Annotated in this window: 13 protein-coding genes and 2 tRNA genes; 1 reads left to right on the top strand and 14 read right to left on the bottom strand. The window is 60.2% G+C overall.

Annotated features, from left to right (window positions below; translation table 11 throughout):
- Nucleotides 1-233 precede the first annotated feature (233 nt).
- The 14 genes from DW171_RS02135 to asnB all read right to left on the bottom strand — a co-directional run bounded on the left by DW171_RS02135 (nucleotide 234) and on the right by asnB (nucleotide 14138).
- Entirely contained in the window at nucleotides 234-1802 is a 1569-nt protein-coding gene (locus tag DW171_RS02135) for a threonine/serine exporter ThrE family protein (protein ID WP_199586797.1), read from the bottom strand.
- Nucleotides 1803-2167: 365 nt separating this feature from the next.
- Nucleotides 2168-4132, bottom strand: a complete 1965-nt coding sequence (gene lysS, locus DW171_RS02140; protein ID WP_118270281.1) for a lysine--tRNA ligase — start codon at nucleotides 4130-4132, stop codon at nucleotides 2168-2170.
- A gap of 79 nt (nucleotides 4133-4211) precedes the next feature.
- Nucleotides 4212-4682, bottom strand: coding sequence for a transcription elongation factor GreA (gene greA, locus DW171_RS02145; RefSeq protein ID WP_006234960.1), 471 nt, complete (start codon nucleotides 4680-4682; stop codon nucleotides 4212-4214).
- A 106-nt stretch (nucleotides 4683-4788) separates the two neighbouring features.
- Nucleotides 4789-5064, bottom strand: coding sequence for a twin-arginine translocase TatA/TatE family subunit (gene tatA / locus DW171_RS02150; RefSeq protein ID WP_022094895.1), 276 nt, complete (start codon nucleotides 5062-5064; stop codon nucleotides 4789-4791).
- Between the two features lie 112 nt (nucleotides 5065-5176).
- Nucleotides 5177-5253: transfer RNA gene (locus DW171_RS02155), tRNA-Pro, on the bottom strand.
- 49 nt (nucleotides 5254-5302) lie between these two features.
- Nucleotides 5303-6199 carry a 4-(cytidine 5'-diphospho)-2-C-methyl-D-erythritol kinase gene (ispE, locus tag DW171_RS02160; RefSeq protein WP_233506758.1) on the bottom strand — a complete coding sequence of 299 codons (897 nt, stop codon included), beginning with the start codon at nucleotides 6197-6199 and terminating at the stop codon, nucleotides 5303-5305.
- A gap of 2 nt (nucleotides 6200-6201) precedes the next feature.
- On the bottom strand, nucleotides 6202-6498 hold the full coding sequence (locus DW171_RS02165) for a Veg family protein (RefSeq protein ID WP_006234957.1): 297 nt from the start codon (nucleotides 6496-6498) through the stop codon (nucleotides 6202-6204).
- A 114-nt stretch (nucleotides 6499-6612) separates the two neighbouring features.
- Complete coding sequence (gene dtd, locus DW171_RS02170) at nucleotides 6613-7059, bottom strand: D-aminoacyl-tRNA deacylase (RefSeq protein WP_117563802.1); 447 nt, start codon at nucleotides 7057-7059, stop codon at nucleotides 6613-6615.
- A 3-nt stretch (nucleotides 7060-7062) separates the two neighbouring features.
- Complete coding sequence (rdgB, locus tag DW171_RS02175) at nucleotides 7063-7704, bottom strand: RdgB/HAM1 family non-canonical purine NTP pyrophosphatase (protein ID WP_117635961.1); 642 nt, start codon at nucleotides 7702-7704, stop codon at nucleotides 7063-7065.
- A 143-nt stretch (nucleotides 7705-7847) separates the two neighbouring features.
- Complete coding sequence (gene rph, locus DW171_RS02180) at nucleotides 7848-8573, bottom strand: ribonuclease PH (RefSeq protein WP_117563804.1); 726 nt, start codon at nucleotides 8571-8573, stop codon at nucleotides 7848-7850.
- A gap of 54 nt (nucleotides 8574-8627) precedes the next feature.
- On the bottom strand, nucleotides 8628-9512 hold the full coding sequence (murI, locus tag DW171_RS02185) for a glutamate racemase (RefSeq protein ID WP_117563805.1): 885 nt from the start codon (nucleotides 9510-9512) through the stop codon (nucleotides 8628-8630).
- Nucleotides 9513-9563: 51 nt separating this feature from the next.
- The gene (locus tag DW171_RS02190; protein WP_117563806.1) at nucleotides 9564-10475 is read right to left on the bottom strand and encodes an HAD family hydrolase; all 912 of its coding nucleotides are present in this window, start codon (nucleotides 10473-10475) and stop codon (nucleotides 9564-9566) included.
- A 107-nt stretch (nucleotides 10476-10582) separates the two neighbouring features.
- Complete coding sequence (locus DW171_RS02195; RefSeq protein ID WP_117855787.1) at nucleotides 10583-12145, bottom strand: Mur ligase family protein; 1563 nt, start codon at nucleotides 12143-12145, stop codon at nucleotides 10583-10585.
- Nucleotides 12146-12257: 112 nt separating this feature from the next.
- Nucleotides 12258-14138: an asparagine synthase (glutamine-hydrolyzing) gene (gene asnB, locus DW171_RS02200; protein WP_117855786.1), complete on the bottom strand. Its 1881-nt coding sequence runs from the start codon at nucleotides 14136-14138 to the stop codon at nucleotides 12258-12260.
- A gap of 187 nt (nucleotides 14139-14325) precedes the next feature.
- Between asnB and DW171_RS02205 the strand changes: the two genes are divergently transcribed.
- A tRNA-Val gene (locus DW171_RS02205) sits at nucleotides 14326-14401 on the top strand.
- Nucleotides 14402-14862 lie beyond the last annotated feature (461 nt).

A 14862-nucleotide genomic window follows, 5' to 3' on the forward strand; every position in this document is an offset into this window, starting at 1 on the left:
TCTCGCCCGCCCGTGATACGTGCGTCTGCGACTACTTATGTGGTGGAACCAGCCTAGCACGAAAACCCCGCGCTTCGTAAGCGTTGAGTTTATGGAGATGCAGGGCACCAATAATCCCCCGACCCCATAAGTTGCGGTGGAATACGGACTGTTTTGACCCTTTAAGCAGCAATTCAGTCCCTATTTCACCGCAACTCATTTGGTGCAAAGTAACCTGTCCCCCCTTGCACCAATTAGCTGGTGTGGCGCCAGCGAGAGTCGGTGAGGGTTCTCGCCACGCCCAGGCCAACGGGCAGAAACGCCACAATGAGCACTGCACGCACAAACCAGCCGAGCATATTGACCGTGTCGAAGGTACACATGTAATACATCGAGCGATACAGATACAAGCCCGGCACCATAATGACAATCGATGGTACCGTGAGGGCGATACGTGGGTAGGTGAGCTTGATTTCGGCTAAGCTCGCGAGCAGCCCCGATACCAGCGCGCCGGTAAACGCCGCCGCCTCGGGAGGCATGCCTGCACTCAGGCCCAAGAAGGGAAGCAGCGTCGGTGCATCGACGAGCGTAAGGCGCAAGGTATTAGATACGGCGCCGATGAGCCCTGCCGCCGCGGCCATCTTTATCGGACTGTTGAACATAACCGAGAAGCCAAATACTCCGACAAAGCTCATCACCACACGCAAGAGTGTAAAAGCCAACGGTGAGAGCCCGAGCGGGGCAAAGTCATCCGGCGCCAGCCCCACACATTCGGCAACCATCCAGCCTACGAGGGTCGCCATCACAATAATTGACACAGCATACGAAAGACGCTCGATGCCGCTTCGCATATCGAGCTTTGCGATGTCGAGACCTGCCGTAATGAGGGGAAAGCCGGGAATCACAAAGAGCATGGCGCCGATATAGCCTTCTTGGTGCGACATTGCCCCCGGTATGACCTGGCCAAGGCCAAGCAATGCCAGCAGATACGAGACACAAGCGAGTGCAACGCCGATCGTCAGCGCGCTAAACTGGCCAAGGCCCTGCTTGAGAATATGGGAGCGCGCAAAGTTGCCGACACCAGCGCCCACAAATGCACAGGCCATCTCGATAGGGCCGCCGCCGAGCAAAAAGACGAAGGCGCCGCAAGCACAGGCTGCCGCAAGGCCCTGTTGCCAGGGAGAGTAATCGGGCTTTGAGCTTTCAACGGTCTTGAGCATCTCGTGGTACTCGTGCACGGTAAACCGGCGCCCGTAAATCTCGATTTCCTTTAAGAAGCTCTCCATCATCCAAATGCGATGGGTATTGACTCCCGTTGTGGGCAGGCTGACAACCTCGTTAAAGCAGTGACCATCTTCGATGCAGGTGCACTCAAACGATAGGAGACTCAGGTCGACGTGAATCGTGACGCCGAGTACAGCGGCGACGCGATTCATGGTATCGCGCACACGCCAGGCACCTGTTCCGCTTGCCAGCATAAGCATGCCGGTGCGGCAGATGATGGATGACTTATCGGTGAGCGGCGCATCGACGGCAAGCTCATCGCCTGCCGTCACGATCTGGCACCAGTCGGTTTTCATATGGAGGGCGCCGGCACGAACACCGTGGTGCAGAGGGACTCTTGAGAGCAACGAATCATGGCGCGAAGGCTGTGGTGGTTCCGTTGATTCGACCTCGTCCTCGTCGGGCCCTTCATCAACAAGGTCGAAAGCATCGAGCGCCGCCGGCTCGCGACGATCGATCAATTCCTCGTCCTCATCATCAAAATAGTTGAACTGATCGAGCATATCCTCTTCGATTGCGCGATCGCTCGCGTCGTCCATACAGACGCTCCCTTCCTACCGACTAACCCCCATCCTAGGCAGCGACGGCTAAAGGAAACATAAAAGAGACGACTGTCATGCGAGCCACGTGCGCAATATCCGTTGGGTAGTCGTCTCCCTTGCACCAATCGCTTGACAAGGACTGTCCCCAAGTGCCGGCAGAAAAGGAACGTCCCTAAGTGCCAACCAGGGCAACACCGCAGATAGAGGACGGACAGCGAGCGACGTCCAGAGCGAACAAGTTGGCATGAAAAAGGCAAGGCATAGACCTTTTGGTCATGCCTTGCCTTTTGAATGACAAATTGTCGCTCTGGGCGGCGCGCAGCGTCGAGCCGTTACGGCGTTTGGTAAAACGCCGTAACCCCCTAGTACATCTTTGCGCCGGCGGGGATGGAAGCGTCGAGCTGGATCAGATTGAGACGCTCCTCGCCCTCCTCCTCGTGGATAGCGCTGATGAGCATGCCGCAGCTGGGAATGCCCATCATCTTGCGCGGAGGCAGGTTGGTGATGGCGAGCAGAGTCTTGCCGACCAGGTCCTCGGGCTCGTAGTACTCGTGAATGCCGGAGAGGATGGTGCGGTCCGTGCCGGTGCCGTCGTCGAGCGAAAAGTTCAGCAGCTTCTTGGACTTCTTGACGGCCTCGCATGCCTTGACCTTCACAGCGCGGAAATCGCTCTTGGAGAAGGTATCGAAGTCGACGAACTCCTCGAACAGCGGCTCAACGGCGATCTTGGAGTAATCGAGCGTGGGCTTAAGCGACTTAACGAACGGGCTCGCGGCGTTGCCGGCCTCGGCAGCCTTGGCGGCAGCGGCACCGGACTGGAAACCCTTCTCGGGCTTCATGTGCGGGAACAGCAGCACGTCGCGGATGGAAGCCTGGTTGGTGAGCAGCATGACCACGCGGTCGATGCCGATGCCGATGCCGCCCGCAGGAGGCATACCGTACTCGAGGGCGCGCACGTAGTCCTCGTCGTACTCCATGGCCTCGTCGTCGCCGCCAGCTTTCTCGGCCATCTGGGCAGCAAAGCGCTCGGCCTGATCGACCGGGTCGTTGAGCTCGGAGAACGCGTTGGCGTACTCGTGGCCGGCAATAACCAGCTCAAAGCGGTGCGTCAGGCGCGGATCGTCCTCAAAGCGCTTGGCAAGCGGGCTGACCTCGATGGGGTAATCGCACACGAACGTGGGGTTGACGATGGTGTCCTCGCCCAGCTCATCGTAAATCTCGGCGATGATCTTGCCAGCAGTCCACTCGGGCTTGATCTCCAGGCCCTTCTCGCGCGCGGCGGCAGCAAGCTCCTCGACCGGCGTGTCGATGGTGACCTGCTTGCCGAGCACGTCGGAGACGATGTCGGTCATGGGACGGCTGGCCCACTCACCGGACAGGTCGATAGTCTGGCCCTGGTACTCGATGACCTCGGGGTTGCCGATGGCCTTGTTAGCCGCCTTAATGACGCCCTGGGCGAGCGCCTTCATGCCCTCGAGGTCGGAGAAGGCACGGTAGGCCTCCATCGTGGTGAACTCGGGGTTGTGGGTAAGGTCCATGCCCTCGTTACGGAAGATGCGGCCGATCTCGAACACGCGCTCAAAACCACCGACGATGCAGCGCTTGAGGTGCAGCTCGGTGGCAATACGCAGGTAGCACTCCTGATCGAGCGCGTTGAAGTGGGTAATGAACGGCTTGGCCGTGGCACCACCCTGGATGGTCTGCAGGATGGGGGTCTCGACCTCCATGTAGCCGTCGGACTCCATAAAGCGACGGAAGGTGGAGAGAATCTGCGAACGCTTACGGAAGGTCTCGCGAACGTCGTCGTTGGCGATCAGGTCGACATAGCGCTGGCGATAGCGGGTCTCCTTGTCGGAAAGACCGTGGAACTTCTCGGGCAGCGGACGAACGGCCTTGGAAAGCAGGGTCGCGCTCTTAGGGGCAACGGAAAGCTGGCCGCGCTGGGTGCGGACAACCACGCCGGTCACGCCCAGGATGTCGCCCAGGTCGAGGGACTTGAGCGTATTCCAGGCAGCCTCGTCCATGTCGTTGATGCGGCAGAACAGCTGAATCTCGGCAGTCGCATCGCGCACGACGATGAACATGATCTTGCCCTGACCGCGCTTGGCGACCACACGGCCGGCGATCTTCACGACGTCCTCGGTGTCCTCGCCATCGGCAAGCTCGGCGTACTTAGCCTCGATATCGGCAACGTAGTCCTCAAGCTCAGAGTGCTCGGGATAGGGGTTCTGGCCCGCCTCGAACAGGGCGGCGCGCTTGGCCAGGCGGGTGGCGCGCTCGTCGTTGAGCGTCGATGCCTGATCTGCGGCGTTCTGGTTCTCTGCCATAAGTTAGCTCCTCAAACTAAAACGCTCCCCAGGATTCGGTCCCAGGGAGCGAAAACATACCTTTACGCGGGACCGTGGTCTAGCGTGCAATCTTGGCGATGGTGTAGACGCGAGTCTTGCCGGAAGGCGTAACGACCTCGACGGAGTCGCCCTCGCCGTGACCGATGATGGCGTGGCCGACCGGAGACTCGTTGGAAATCTTGTGCTCGAGCGAGTTGGTCTCGGTGGTACCGACGAGCGTGACTTCCATGACCTCACCGTTGGGATCAATCAGAGAAACGGTGGAACCGATGGAGACGGTCAGATCGCCCGTGGTGGCAGCAACCTGAGCGTTGGCGAGGATGGCCTGGATCTCGGCAATACGAGCGGCGTTCTGGGCCTGCTTGTCCTTAGCGGCGTCGTACTCGGAGTTCTCCGAAAGGTCGCCGAACGCGCGGGCTTCCTTGATGTCCTCGACGATCTCCTTGGCGTAATCGCCCTCACGCCAAGCGAGCTCCTCGACGAGCTTCTGGCGGCCCTCAGCGGTCAGTACGATCTGGCTTGCGTCCATACGGATATCTCCCCAACTCTGATCAAACAATCAACTGTCAACAAAACGAAAAAGACCGGCTAGCCTGCGGGCAAGCCGGTCAGGTGCTCACCCCAAAGGGATGGGACTACTCTGCGTCCGCGTCGCTGTCCTCTGCCTGCTTCTTCTTGGCAGCAGCGAGCTTGGCCTCGAGCTCAGCGATCTCCTTGTCCTCCTCGGACTGCTCGACCACGACCTCCTCGGCCTGCTTGGTCTCGGCCTTATCGTCGCCCTCCATACCCTCACGGATATTCTTGACGGTAGAGCCGAGGGACTTGCCGAGCTTCGGCAGGTTCTTGGGCCCGAAGATAATCAGGACAACGACGAGAATAATGATGAGCTCAGGAGCCCTCAGTCCAAACATGTAGACCTCCACAATACAGCGAGACAAGCTCGAATGAGTATACCGCGGGTATCGCGGTATCACAACAATAGCTAAAAAAAGGGACCGCAAGAAGCGGTCCCTCCTCATGCTCTGGTCGGGTTGACTGGATTTGAACCAGCGACCCCTGCGTCCCGAACGCAGTGCTCTACCAAACTGAGCCACAACCCGTTAGCTCGACTATAGTAACAAAGATTTTCGCCGCGTGCTAGATAAATTTTTATTTCTTTGGCGCGTCGATTTGAACCGTGTTGGGAATGAGCTCCGTCGCGCAGGACCACCAGCCGTTTTGCTGGGCAGCGTCGGCAAGCCTTTCGGCCGTGGCGGCGGTGTCGCAAATGGCAAATGAGCAGGCACCCGATCCGCACACATCTACAGCAACGGTGCCGTCCTGTTTACGCAGCCAATCGAGAACCATTTGAATCTGCGGCTCCATCTGTGCGGAAATGGCACCCAGGTTGTTGTGGACGAGCGCGTAGGCCGCCTCTGCGTCTCCCGAGCGAAGGGCAGATGCGATCGCGCCGGGCTTGTCTGCAGGCACCGGAGCCTCGTCAAAACGTCGATAGGCTTCAATTGTCGAAACGCTTGCCTCGCGCGGCTTGACCAACACGCCGGGCGTTGCGGGCAGCGCGGGATACTCAGTTGCCAACACGTCTCCCCCACCTACGTAGAACGCAGGGCTCGCGTGCAAAAAGAACGGGACGTCAGCACCAATACCCCGCGCAATGTCGTCGAGCGCGGGGTCGGTGCGATCAATTCCCCAGAGCTCCGCCAAGGCGACAATGACCGCGGCCGCATCCGTCGAGGGGCCGCCCAAGCCGGCGCACAATGGAATGCGCTTCTCAATCATCACGCAGATGTTTGCCTCGCGACCATAATGCTCGGCCATAGCAACCGCAGCCCGATACGCCGTATTCTTTTGCATGGGAAAATCTGATGCCGGAACCGTCTGGACGGTCAGCGCCTGCGCCGGCGCGACCGTCACGGAATCGGAAAGACCGACGGCTGCCATCAGGGAATCGACCCTGTGGTAGCCGCGGTCATCGCGCTCGGTATGAACCCCCAGGTAGAGGTTAATCTTTGCCGGCGCGGAAAGAGTCAGGGACCGATCGGTCACCGTTAGTGCTCCTCGAGCTGATTGCCGAGCGGGGTAAAGATATGCTCGCCGCTCTCGGGGTCGAACAGCTCGACCTGCCCGGTGAGGACATCGATATACTGGTAGGACTGACGCGACTTGCGGCCGCGACGTTCGTCAACCTCGACGATAAAGACGGCGGGGTGGACGCTCTTGATGGTGCCCATGCGCTCGACGACGCGGGTGCGGCCCATGTTGGCCTTCACCTTGACGCGATCGCCCACCATATCGGTCAGCTTCTCGTGGATGTCGTCGACGTGATTGACTTCCATCTCTTCCATGAACAGGGCCTCCAGAAGGTGCAATTCAAAAAGGGGATAATACCCCTAAGATAGACAAAACTCTAATACTATAGCACCCTGTTGCGACCACGCGCAAGTAGCTAATTTGGCTACTTACAGATTGTCGGTATCGAGGACGATGGTGAACGGACCGTCGTTGACCAAGTCGACTTTCATATCGGCGCCAAAGATGCCGTGCGCCACGTGTTCGACATCTTTGCGAACGAGCGTCAAGAAGTACTCGTAGAGCTCGTTGGCAACATCGGGGGCGCCGGCATCGGTAAACGATGGGCGGCGGCCGTGACGGCAATCGGCGAACAGCGTGAACTGCGACACTACGAGAACCTCGCCGTCGACATCGGCAAGTGCCAGGTTGGTCTTGCCGTTCTCGTCCTCGTTAATGCGCAAGCCGCGGAGCTTGCCCCACAGCTTATCAGCCTCGGCGCGCGTGTCGCCGTGGCCCACGCCCAACAGCACCAGATAGCCGCGCCCAATTTTGCCCACGTACTCGCCGTCGACCGTCACGCCGGCGTTGAGCACGCGCTGAACCACCGCACGCACGGCCTACTCCTCGCCCGTCAGTTTGGCGGATAGGTGCTCGAGCGCATGGAATCGATGGCTGATGGCGTTCTTCTCGTCCGCCGTGAGCTCGGCCATAGTCTTGCCCGGCGTATCGACCGGCAGGAACAGCGGGTCGTAGCCAAAGCCGTGATCGCCGCGGCCCTCGTGCGCGATAACGCCCTCACAGGCGCCCTCGCCATAGGTGACCAGGCCGTCCGTATCGATGAGCGCAACGACGCTCATAAAGCGCGCGGTGCGGTCCTCGTCTGCCACGCCTTCCAGATTCACGAGCAGCTTGGCATTGTTGGCGGCATCGTCGCCGTGAACGCCCGCGTAGCGCGCGCTATACACACCGGGCTCACCGTCCAGCGCGTCGACGACCAGGCCCGAATCGTCGGCAATGGCCATGAGCCCCGTCTCTTCGACGGCAGCCTGCGCCTTGATGATGGCGTTCTCCAAAAACGTCGTGCCGTTTTCCTCGGGGTCCTCAAATTCGCCCAGCTGGCCGAGCGCCACAAAGCGCACCTCGGGCATGACCTTGCCCAAAATGGCCTCGATCTCGGTGAGCTTATGGGCGTTGCCCGTTGCCACGACAATGGTCGCCGCCGGGTCGAGGGTGTCGATGTCGATCTTCTCAAGTGCCATGAGTGGTCTCCTTGTCTCTATAGCAATGCCGCGCCGAGGGCGACGAGGGCCTCCGCCTCTCCCCTCTCAATCAACGGCAGTCTTATACTTCGACGTTTTCCCAGATAAAACCTGCCAAAATAAACCTGTCCCTTTTTGGCAGGTTAGGCGATGGCTTGGCGCTGAAGCTCGATGAGCTCGGCGATGCCTTTGTCGCCCAAGTCGAGCAGGGCGTTGAGGCGCTTACGGTCAAAGGGCGCCTGCTCGCCAGTGCCCTGGAGCTCGATCATCTCACCGGTGTCGGTGGCGACGAGGTTCATGTCGACTTCGGCATGGCTGTCCTCGGAATAATCGAGGTCAAGCAGCGTATTGCCGTCGACAACGCCCATGGAGATGGCGGCCACCTGGCCGGTAAGTGGGATGCGCTCGATCTTGCCCGCCTCGACCCACATGGCGAGGGCGTCGTGCAGTGCCACCCAGGCGCCGGTAATGCTCGCCGTACGCGTACCGCCATCGGCCTGAATCACATCGCAGTCGACGGTGACGGTGTACTCGCCGAGCGCTTTCATGTTGACGACGGTACGCAGGCTGCGGCCAATGAGGCGCTCGATCTCCATGGAGCGGCCCTTGCGGTTGGCGTGTTCGCGCTTGCAGCGCTTGCCGGTCGACGTCGGCAGCATGGCGTATTCCGCGGTCACCCAGCCGGCCTTAGCTCCCTTTCGCCAGCCCGGCACGCCCTCCTCGATGGTGGCGGCGCACAGCACGCGCGTGTCGCCGAACTCGGCCAAGCACGAACCGTGGGCGTGCTTCATGACGCCACGGGTGAGCTTAACGGGACGCAACTCGTTGGCGGCGCGGCCGTTGGCGCGGTTGACCTGCATGTACTCCATAGAAATATCCTTTCGGCAAAAGATGTGGCGAAGGCTTTGGCGGCTGCCTTACATCTATTCCAGCTCATCGATATCGATATGTTCGATGCTCTTGAGCGGCTGACCAAAGATAAAGCTGCCCGCCACCGCAAACTCGGCAATGTTATCGGCCGTCGTGGCAAAACGATGCTGCGGCTCGGCGGCGTCACCCGCCAGCTGCTCGCGGCGCGTGAGGATATCGGTCAGCTCTCGTGTGGTCTCCTCGGCGGAACTCACGACGCGCACCCCAGACCCCAGCGCATGGCGGATAGGTCCCACCAACAGCGGAAAATGCGTACAGCCGAGCACCACGGTATCGATACCGTGGTCGCGCAGTGGCTCAACCGTGGCACCCACCAGCGCACGCACGGCAGGCGTATCGAAGATGTCCTCGTTCTCAAGCCACTGCTCTTGCAGATGCGCACCCGAGGCGAGCTCGTGTTCGACAACCTCGACAAAGCTCGAGGCGGGGCAGCCGTATACGTCGACGCCGGCATCTAGATCCTGAATGGCGCGCGTGTAAGCGCCCGAGCGAATGGTGAGGTTGGTGGCGAGCACGCCCACGCGACGCGAACGGGTGCTGTTGATTGCCGCACGGGCACCCGGCGCGATCACGCCGATCACGGGAACGTCGAGCACCTGCTGGGCCAGACGTAAGGCCGCAGCTGTCGCCGTGTTGCAGGCGATGACCATAATCTTGACGTCGTGCTTCGACAGCCAACGGCCCGCCTGCAACGCAAACGAGCGCACCTCATCCTCGGTGCGCGTGCCGTAGGGGCAGCGTTTGGTGTCGCCGAAGTAGTAGACGGACTCGTGCGGCAGCGCCGTCGCGATGGCGCGCGCAACCGTCAGACCGCCCAGGCCAGAATCGAACACACCGATCGGGCGCGTGTCGCCTGCCGGATTCTCGATATCGGACATTACCTCACCAGTCTCTCTCGAAAAGACATATCCAAGTGCGGCGACGCCGCGCTACGAACGCGCCGCGACCAGCAGCTCTGCCGTCGCCGCCCAACCGTCGACAATTTTGCCGCGCGTAACGAAAGCGTTCTCGCAAGCAGCCAGGAACTCGGGCGCGCCGGCGCTCGTCAGGCCATTCTCGACCAGACAGAACGTGCCCACGTGATCGGCCATGTAGAAGTCGGACTCGGAGTCGCCGAGCGCGAGCGTCTCCTCGCGCTCGATCCCCAGGTGCTCGCAGAAGCGCGCAATGGCGACGCCTTTGTTGAGACCCGCGGGGTTGATGTTGAACGCGCGACCGTCCTCGACGCGATCGAGCTCGAGCGTCGTCGGCTTGGACAGATGCGTCAGGTGACCGTTACAGGCCCACACCAGGCCGCAGCCGGCCTCGTCGAGGATGGCCTGGACCTCATCGTCGGGCACATCGCCGCGCATGCCGACGGTGACCTCGCGGTACTTGTAGCCGGTCGACATGTCGTTGTGATACTCGATCTTGTGCGGCCAGCGGGCGAGGATCTTCTCGCACACGCCGGTCTGCTCGATCACCTGGTGCGGAGTAAGGCCGCAGACGGGGTCGTAAGGCATGTCGCCAGTCAGATACTCCCAATCGTTGGCTTTGAGGTCGTACATGACCAGGCCGCCCATCTCACCAATGTAAGAGTTGAGGCCGAGCACGCGCGCGTCCTCGTGGATCATGGTACGGTTGCGGCCCGAGGTGGGAACCACCTGAATACCAGCGCGGGCAAGTGCCACGACGGCCTCGACGAGTTTGGTCGAGGGGTTGCCGTCGTTGTCGCACAGCACGCACGAGCCGGGTGCGAGCATCGTGGCATCCAGGTCGGTAAAGACGTACTTGACCTTGGCCAAGCGCTCGCGCATCTCGCCCGAAAGCTCGGCAACGGTCGGCAGGGTGTTGTGGGACATGGTTACTCCGTTTACGTAGAAGGGTTTGGACTTGGACGGCATGTTTTGATTGAGGGAACACGCTTATGGCGACAGCGCACTCAGGGCGCCGCCGCCATCATGGTTCATTAGTCAAACTGGGTAACATCGATCAGGCGATTGGCCAACGAAAGGTCGCTCTCGATAGGCACGAACTCGTCACCCACGTGCATGAGCTCCTCGTCACCCTTTGCCAGCAGCAAGACAATGGTGGGAGCATTGGGGCTGACGTACTCCTCGCGCGCCGCCTTGAACGCCGCATGCACAGCGGCTTCGCGATCGAGGATGATCTCGTTCGGCGTATCGTCGGGAACATGCTCGGCAAGCTCGCGACAGACCTTCATCGGGTCCTCGTGAGCCGGGTCCTCGTTGGCAAAGATCATCAGGTCGGAATATGGTGCGGCCTCGCGCGGAAGCTGCTCGCGGCGCTCCTGCGCCTTGCCGCCGGCAGCGCCAAACACTGCAATGACTGGACTAGTGGGAAACGCGCGCTTGACCGACGAGAAAAGCGAACGGAACGAAAGCTGGTTGTGCGCATAGTCAACGACGCAGATCACGCGGCCGTCCTTCGACTCCACGACCTCCATACGGCCCGGCACACGCAGTTTGGAGAGGCCCTTCTTGATGGCATCGATACCGATGCCGATCTCGTGCGCAGCGGCGATAGCGACCAGCGCGTTTTCCACGTTAAAGTCGCCCGCGATGCCCAGCAGGACCTTCTCCCCCGCCTCGGACTCGTCGGCACACAGGCCATGCAGGTTAAACTCGATGTTAAAGCCGACCATGCGCACATCGCTCGCCCACAGGCTTGCCTCGGGATGCTCGACGCCAACGGTCACCAAGCGCTCGGCCGTCGACGCTGCCTCCAACACACGGTCAACCTCTTCGGTGCCCAGATTCACCACGGCGGTCTTCGCCTGGTCAAAGATCCTGAGTTTGCTCTCAAAATAATCCTCAAACGTGGGGTGTTCGATCGGCGAGATGTGGTCACGGCCGATGTTGAGGAAGCACGCCACGTCAAACGGCAGATTCTCGACGCGTTGGTACTTGAGTGCCTGGCTCGAGACCTCCATGACCATGGACTGGCGACCGGACTCACGGCAGTTGGCGATATGGCGCCAGACCTCGGGGGCCTCGGGCGTAGTATTGGTGCTCTCGTAGCACTCGATACCATCGTCGGTGTTCACCGAGCCGATCATGCCGCAGGACTCGCCCGCCGCCTTGATGATGGACTGGAGCATAAAAGCGGCCGTGGTCTTTCCCTTGGTACCGGTGATGCCCACGATCTTAACGTCGTGGTCGGGACGGTCGTAGACCTCGGGCGGCAACAGCGCCATCGCCGTGCGTACGCTATCAACAACCAGCATCGCAGCACCGTTCTCTTTCACCAGCGGCTCCAGAGACTCGACCAGCGACTCTTCGCACACAAATGCGACGGCGCCCGAATCGAGCGCCATGCTCAAAAACGCAGGCTTAAAGGCAGCGCCCTTGCAAAAGAACACGTCCCCTGCCGAAACCGCGCGCGAATCAAACGAGCAGCCGGTCACGGCACGCCCGTCAACCTGCTCCGATGCGCGCAGCTCGCCGCACACATCGAGAAGCTTGGCAAGCGTATCGACCGTGGTCACGGTCGCGGAATCCGAATGGTGCATCTTTCGCCTTTCTCAGCCATTTGGCAGGGACGGTTTTCATAGTAACTGAAACATGCTCGCGCAAAAACGGCTCCCGGAGGAGCCGTTACGCGCAGGCGTTCGTAAGCCGAGGCTAGGCAGCCTGAACAGAAGGCTGGCCCTCGTCGATAAAGAAGCGCTTGTACCACACCAAGAACACGAGCGGCGTATAGATCTTGCGCTGGAAATCGCCCTTGCCCGCAAAGTGTAAGTCGAGCAGATGCATGAGCTCGTCGGTGTCGAAAAACTCGCTTGCCCACGGCGCGGTGAAGTACTCCTTGACGTAGTCGTACCACTTTTGCTCGCGCAGCCAGTAGACGATCGGCACCGGGAAGCCCACCTTGGGACGGGTAGCCCACTCATCGGGCAGCGACTTGTTGGCGGCGTGGCGAAGCACCTGCTTGTTGCCGTTCTCGTTGATGCGGTAGCGGTCGGGAATGTGCTCGGCGAACTCCATGACCTTGCGATCCAGGAAAGGCACGCGCAGCTCCAGCGAGTGCGCCATGCACATCTTGTCGGCCTTGAGCAGAATGTCGCCCGGAAGCCACATGTTCATGTCCAGGTACTGCTTCTTGACCAGTTCGGGCTGGCCCTTCACGCGTGCATAGATGGGTACAGCGAGCTCAAAGGCGCCATCGCCGGTGTTGTACTCGGGCTTGAGCACGCCGTCGACCTCGCGCTCCGGCCATACCAGAGCCTGTCCCAGGAACGACTTCTCGGGGATCTCGGCACCCTTGACCAGGAAGTTATGTCCCTTGAAGTACGGCATATGCAGCGCCAGGTTACCGAGCGCGCGACGGATGGGCAGCGGCACCATCTTTTTGTACTTGCGCACCGGGACCGTGTCCTCGTAGTAGGCGTAGCCGCCAAAGAGCTCGTCGGCGCCTTCGCCCGAAAGCACGACGGTAACGTCCTTGCGGGCCATCTCGGCCAAGAACCACAGCGGCACGGAAGACAGGTTGGACTGCGGCTCGTCCATGTGATACTGGATGTCCTCGAGCGCACCGAAGAACTCGTCGGCGGTAATCATCTTGCGAACGTTCTCGACGCCGAGCTTATCGGAAAGTTCCTTGGCGTAGTTGGTCTCGTTGAAGTTCTTGTAGTCAAAGCCCACCGAGAAGGTCTTGTCGGGCATGAGGCAAGCGGCGATGTAGCTGGAGTCGACGCCACCGGAGAGGAACGACGCGACCTTGACGTCGGCGATGCGATGGGCCTCGACACTCTCGTGCACGACCTCGTCCAGCTCATCGACATACTCTTCGAACGGCTTCTCGACGGCAGAGTAATCGCAATCCCAGTAGCGCTCGATGTTCATCTTGCCGGTCGGGATATCGACGGTAAAGTAGTGCGCCGGCGGCAGCTTGTAGACACCCTCGAAGAAGGTCTCCTCAGTCGCCGAATACTGCAGCGTCATGTACGGACGCAGAGCCTTTTTGTTGACCGCCTTGTGGAAGTGCGGGTAGTCCAGGAAGCTCTTGATCTCGGAACCAAAGAGCACGCCCGGAGCGCCGTCGCCCGCATCGGCCATGGGATAGTAGTAGAGCGGCTTGATGCCAAAGATGTCGCGGGCGCCAAAAAGCTTGTTCTTCTTCTTGTCCCAGATGACGAAGGCGTACATGCCGCGCAGGCGATCGAGTACGGCCTCGCCCCACTCCTCGTAGCCGTGCAGGAGGCTCTCGGTGTCGGCTCCACAGTGGAACTTATAGCCCTTGGCCTCGAGCTCGGAGCGAAGCTCCTGGAAGTTGTAGATCTCGCCGTTGAAGACGATAACGACGCTGCCGTCCTCATTGGCCATGGGCTGAGCGCCGGCCTCGGTCAGGTCGAGGATCGACAGGCGGCGGAAGCCCAGGGCAACGCGGCCGTCGATAAACTGGCCGCCCATGTCGGGACCACGATGGACGATGCGGTCCATCATCTTGGTGAGCACCTCGGATTGGTTATCCGTCCCACCGACAAAACCGACAAAACCGCACATATACTATCCCCTCTGCTGTTGCTGGGTATCAAATCGAATCAGTAGCTTTTGAGTATACCCGAGGGTGCAAAGAGGGACGGAATGTTCAGGCAATCTCAACTGAATCAGCTCCGCTGTGACACGCGCCGGTTACCTTTAATGGATATGAGGTGAATGGGGCGATTGTTTTGCTATACTCTCTCCGCACGGGCGATTGGCGCAACGGTTAGCGCAGGTGCTTTACACGCACAAGGTTGGGGGTTCGAATCCCTCATCGCCCACCACTGAATTGGAAACGGTCCTCGCAAGGGGACCGTTTTTGTTTGGGCCCAGCGCATGGGATTCGAACCCGACAGGGTGCGAAGCTGAGGAAACGCGAAGCGTTTTCCAGCGCAGCACGCGAGGGCCGCAGGCCCGAAGCGAAAGCGGGCGGCGTCAGCCGCACGCGACATCCCTCATCGCCCATCACTGATTTGATAGGCTTCCAGCTATGGGGGCCTTTCTTTTTTGGGCCCAGCGCGTGGGATTCGAACCCGCCAGCACGTCCGTCACAAAGGCCGTGGCCAAAAAATGGCAAAAATGAGTACTGCTACCTTGCTTACAACATATCAAAAGATAGTATTTGCTTAAGTTACGCAACATATGTCCATTATAAGGACTAACAATTGGATCAAAATCGTGCATTCATCGCCATTTCGACGGTAGCGCGCAGAGATGTGGTGTAAGAGGCGGGGAATGCCCCGCC

Source organism: Collinsella sp. AM15-2 (assembly GCF_003471985.1).
Lineage (GTDB): Bacteria > Actinomycetota > Coriobacteriia > Coriobacteriales > Coriobacteriaceae > Collinsella.

Bases quoted from the DNA above. Each gene is read 5' to 3' on its own strand.
- DW171_RS02135 (WP_199586797.1), bottom strand. From the start codon at position 1,802: ATGGACGACGCGAGCGATCGCGCAATCGAAGAGGATATGCTCGATCAG.
- lysS (WP_118270281.1), bottom strand. From the start codon at position 4,132: ATGGCAGAGAACCAGAACGCCGCAGATCAGGCATCGACGCTCAACGAC.
- greA (WP_006234960.1), bottom strand. From the start codon at position 4,682: ATGGACGCAAGCCAGATCGTACTGACCGCTGAGGGCCGCCAGAAGCTC.
- tatA (WP_022094895.1), bottom strand. From the start codon at position 5,064: ATGTTTGGACTGAGGGCTCCTGAGCTCATCATTATTCTCGTCGTTGTC.
- DW171_RS02165 (WP_006234957.1), bottom strand. From the start codon at position 6,498: ATGGAAGAGATGGAAGTCAATCACGTCGACGACATCCACGAGAAGCTG.
- rdgB (WP_117635961.1), bottom strand. From the start codon at position 7,704: ATGGCACTTGAGAAGATCGACATCGACACCCTCGACCCGGCGGCGACC.
- rph (WP_117563804.1), bottom strand. From the start codon at position 8,573: ATGGAGTACATGCAGGTCAACCGCGCCAACGGCCGCGCCGCCAACGAG.
- murI (WP_117563805.1), bottom strand. From the start codon at position 9,512: ATGTCCGATATCGAGAATCCGGCAGGCGACACGCGCCCGATCGGTGTG.
- DW171_RS02190 (WP_117563806.1), bottom strand. From the start codon at position 10,475: ATGTCCCACAACACCCTGCCGACCGTTGCCGAGCTTTCGGGCGAGATG.
- DW171_RS02195 (WP_117855787.1), bottom strand. From the start codon at position 12,145: ATGCACCATTCGGATTCCGCGACCGTGACCACGGTCGATACGCTTGCC.
- asnB (WP_117855786.1), bottom strand. From the start codon at position 14,138: ATGTGCGGTTTTGTCGGTTTTGTCGGTGGGACGGATAACCAATCCGAG.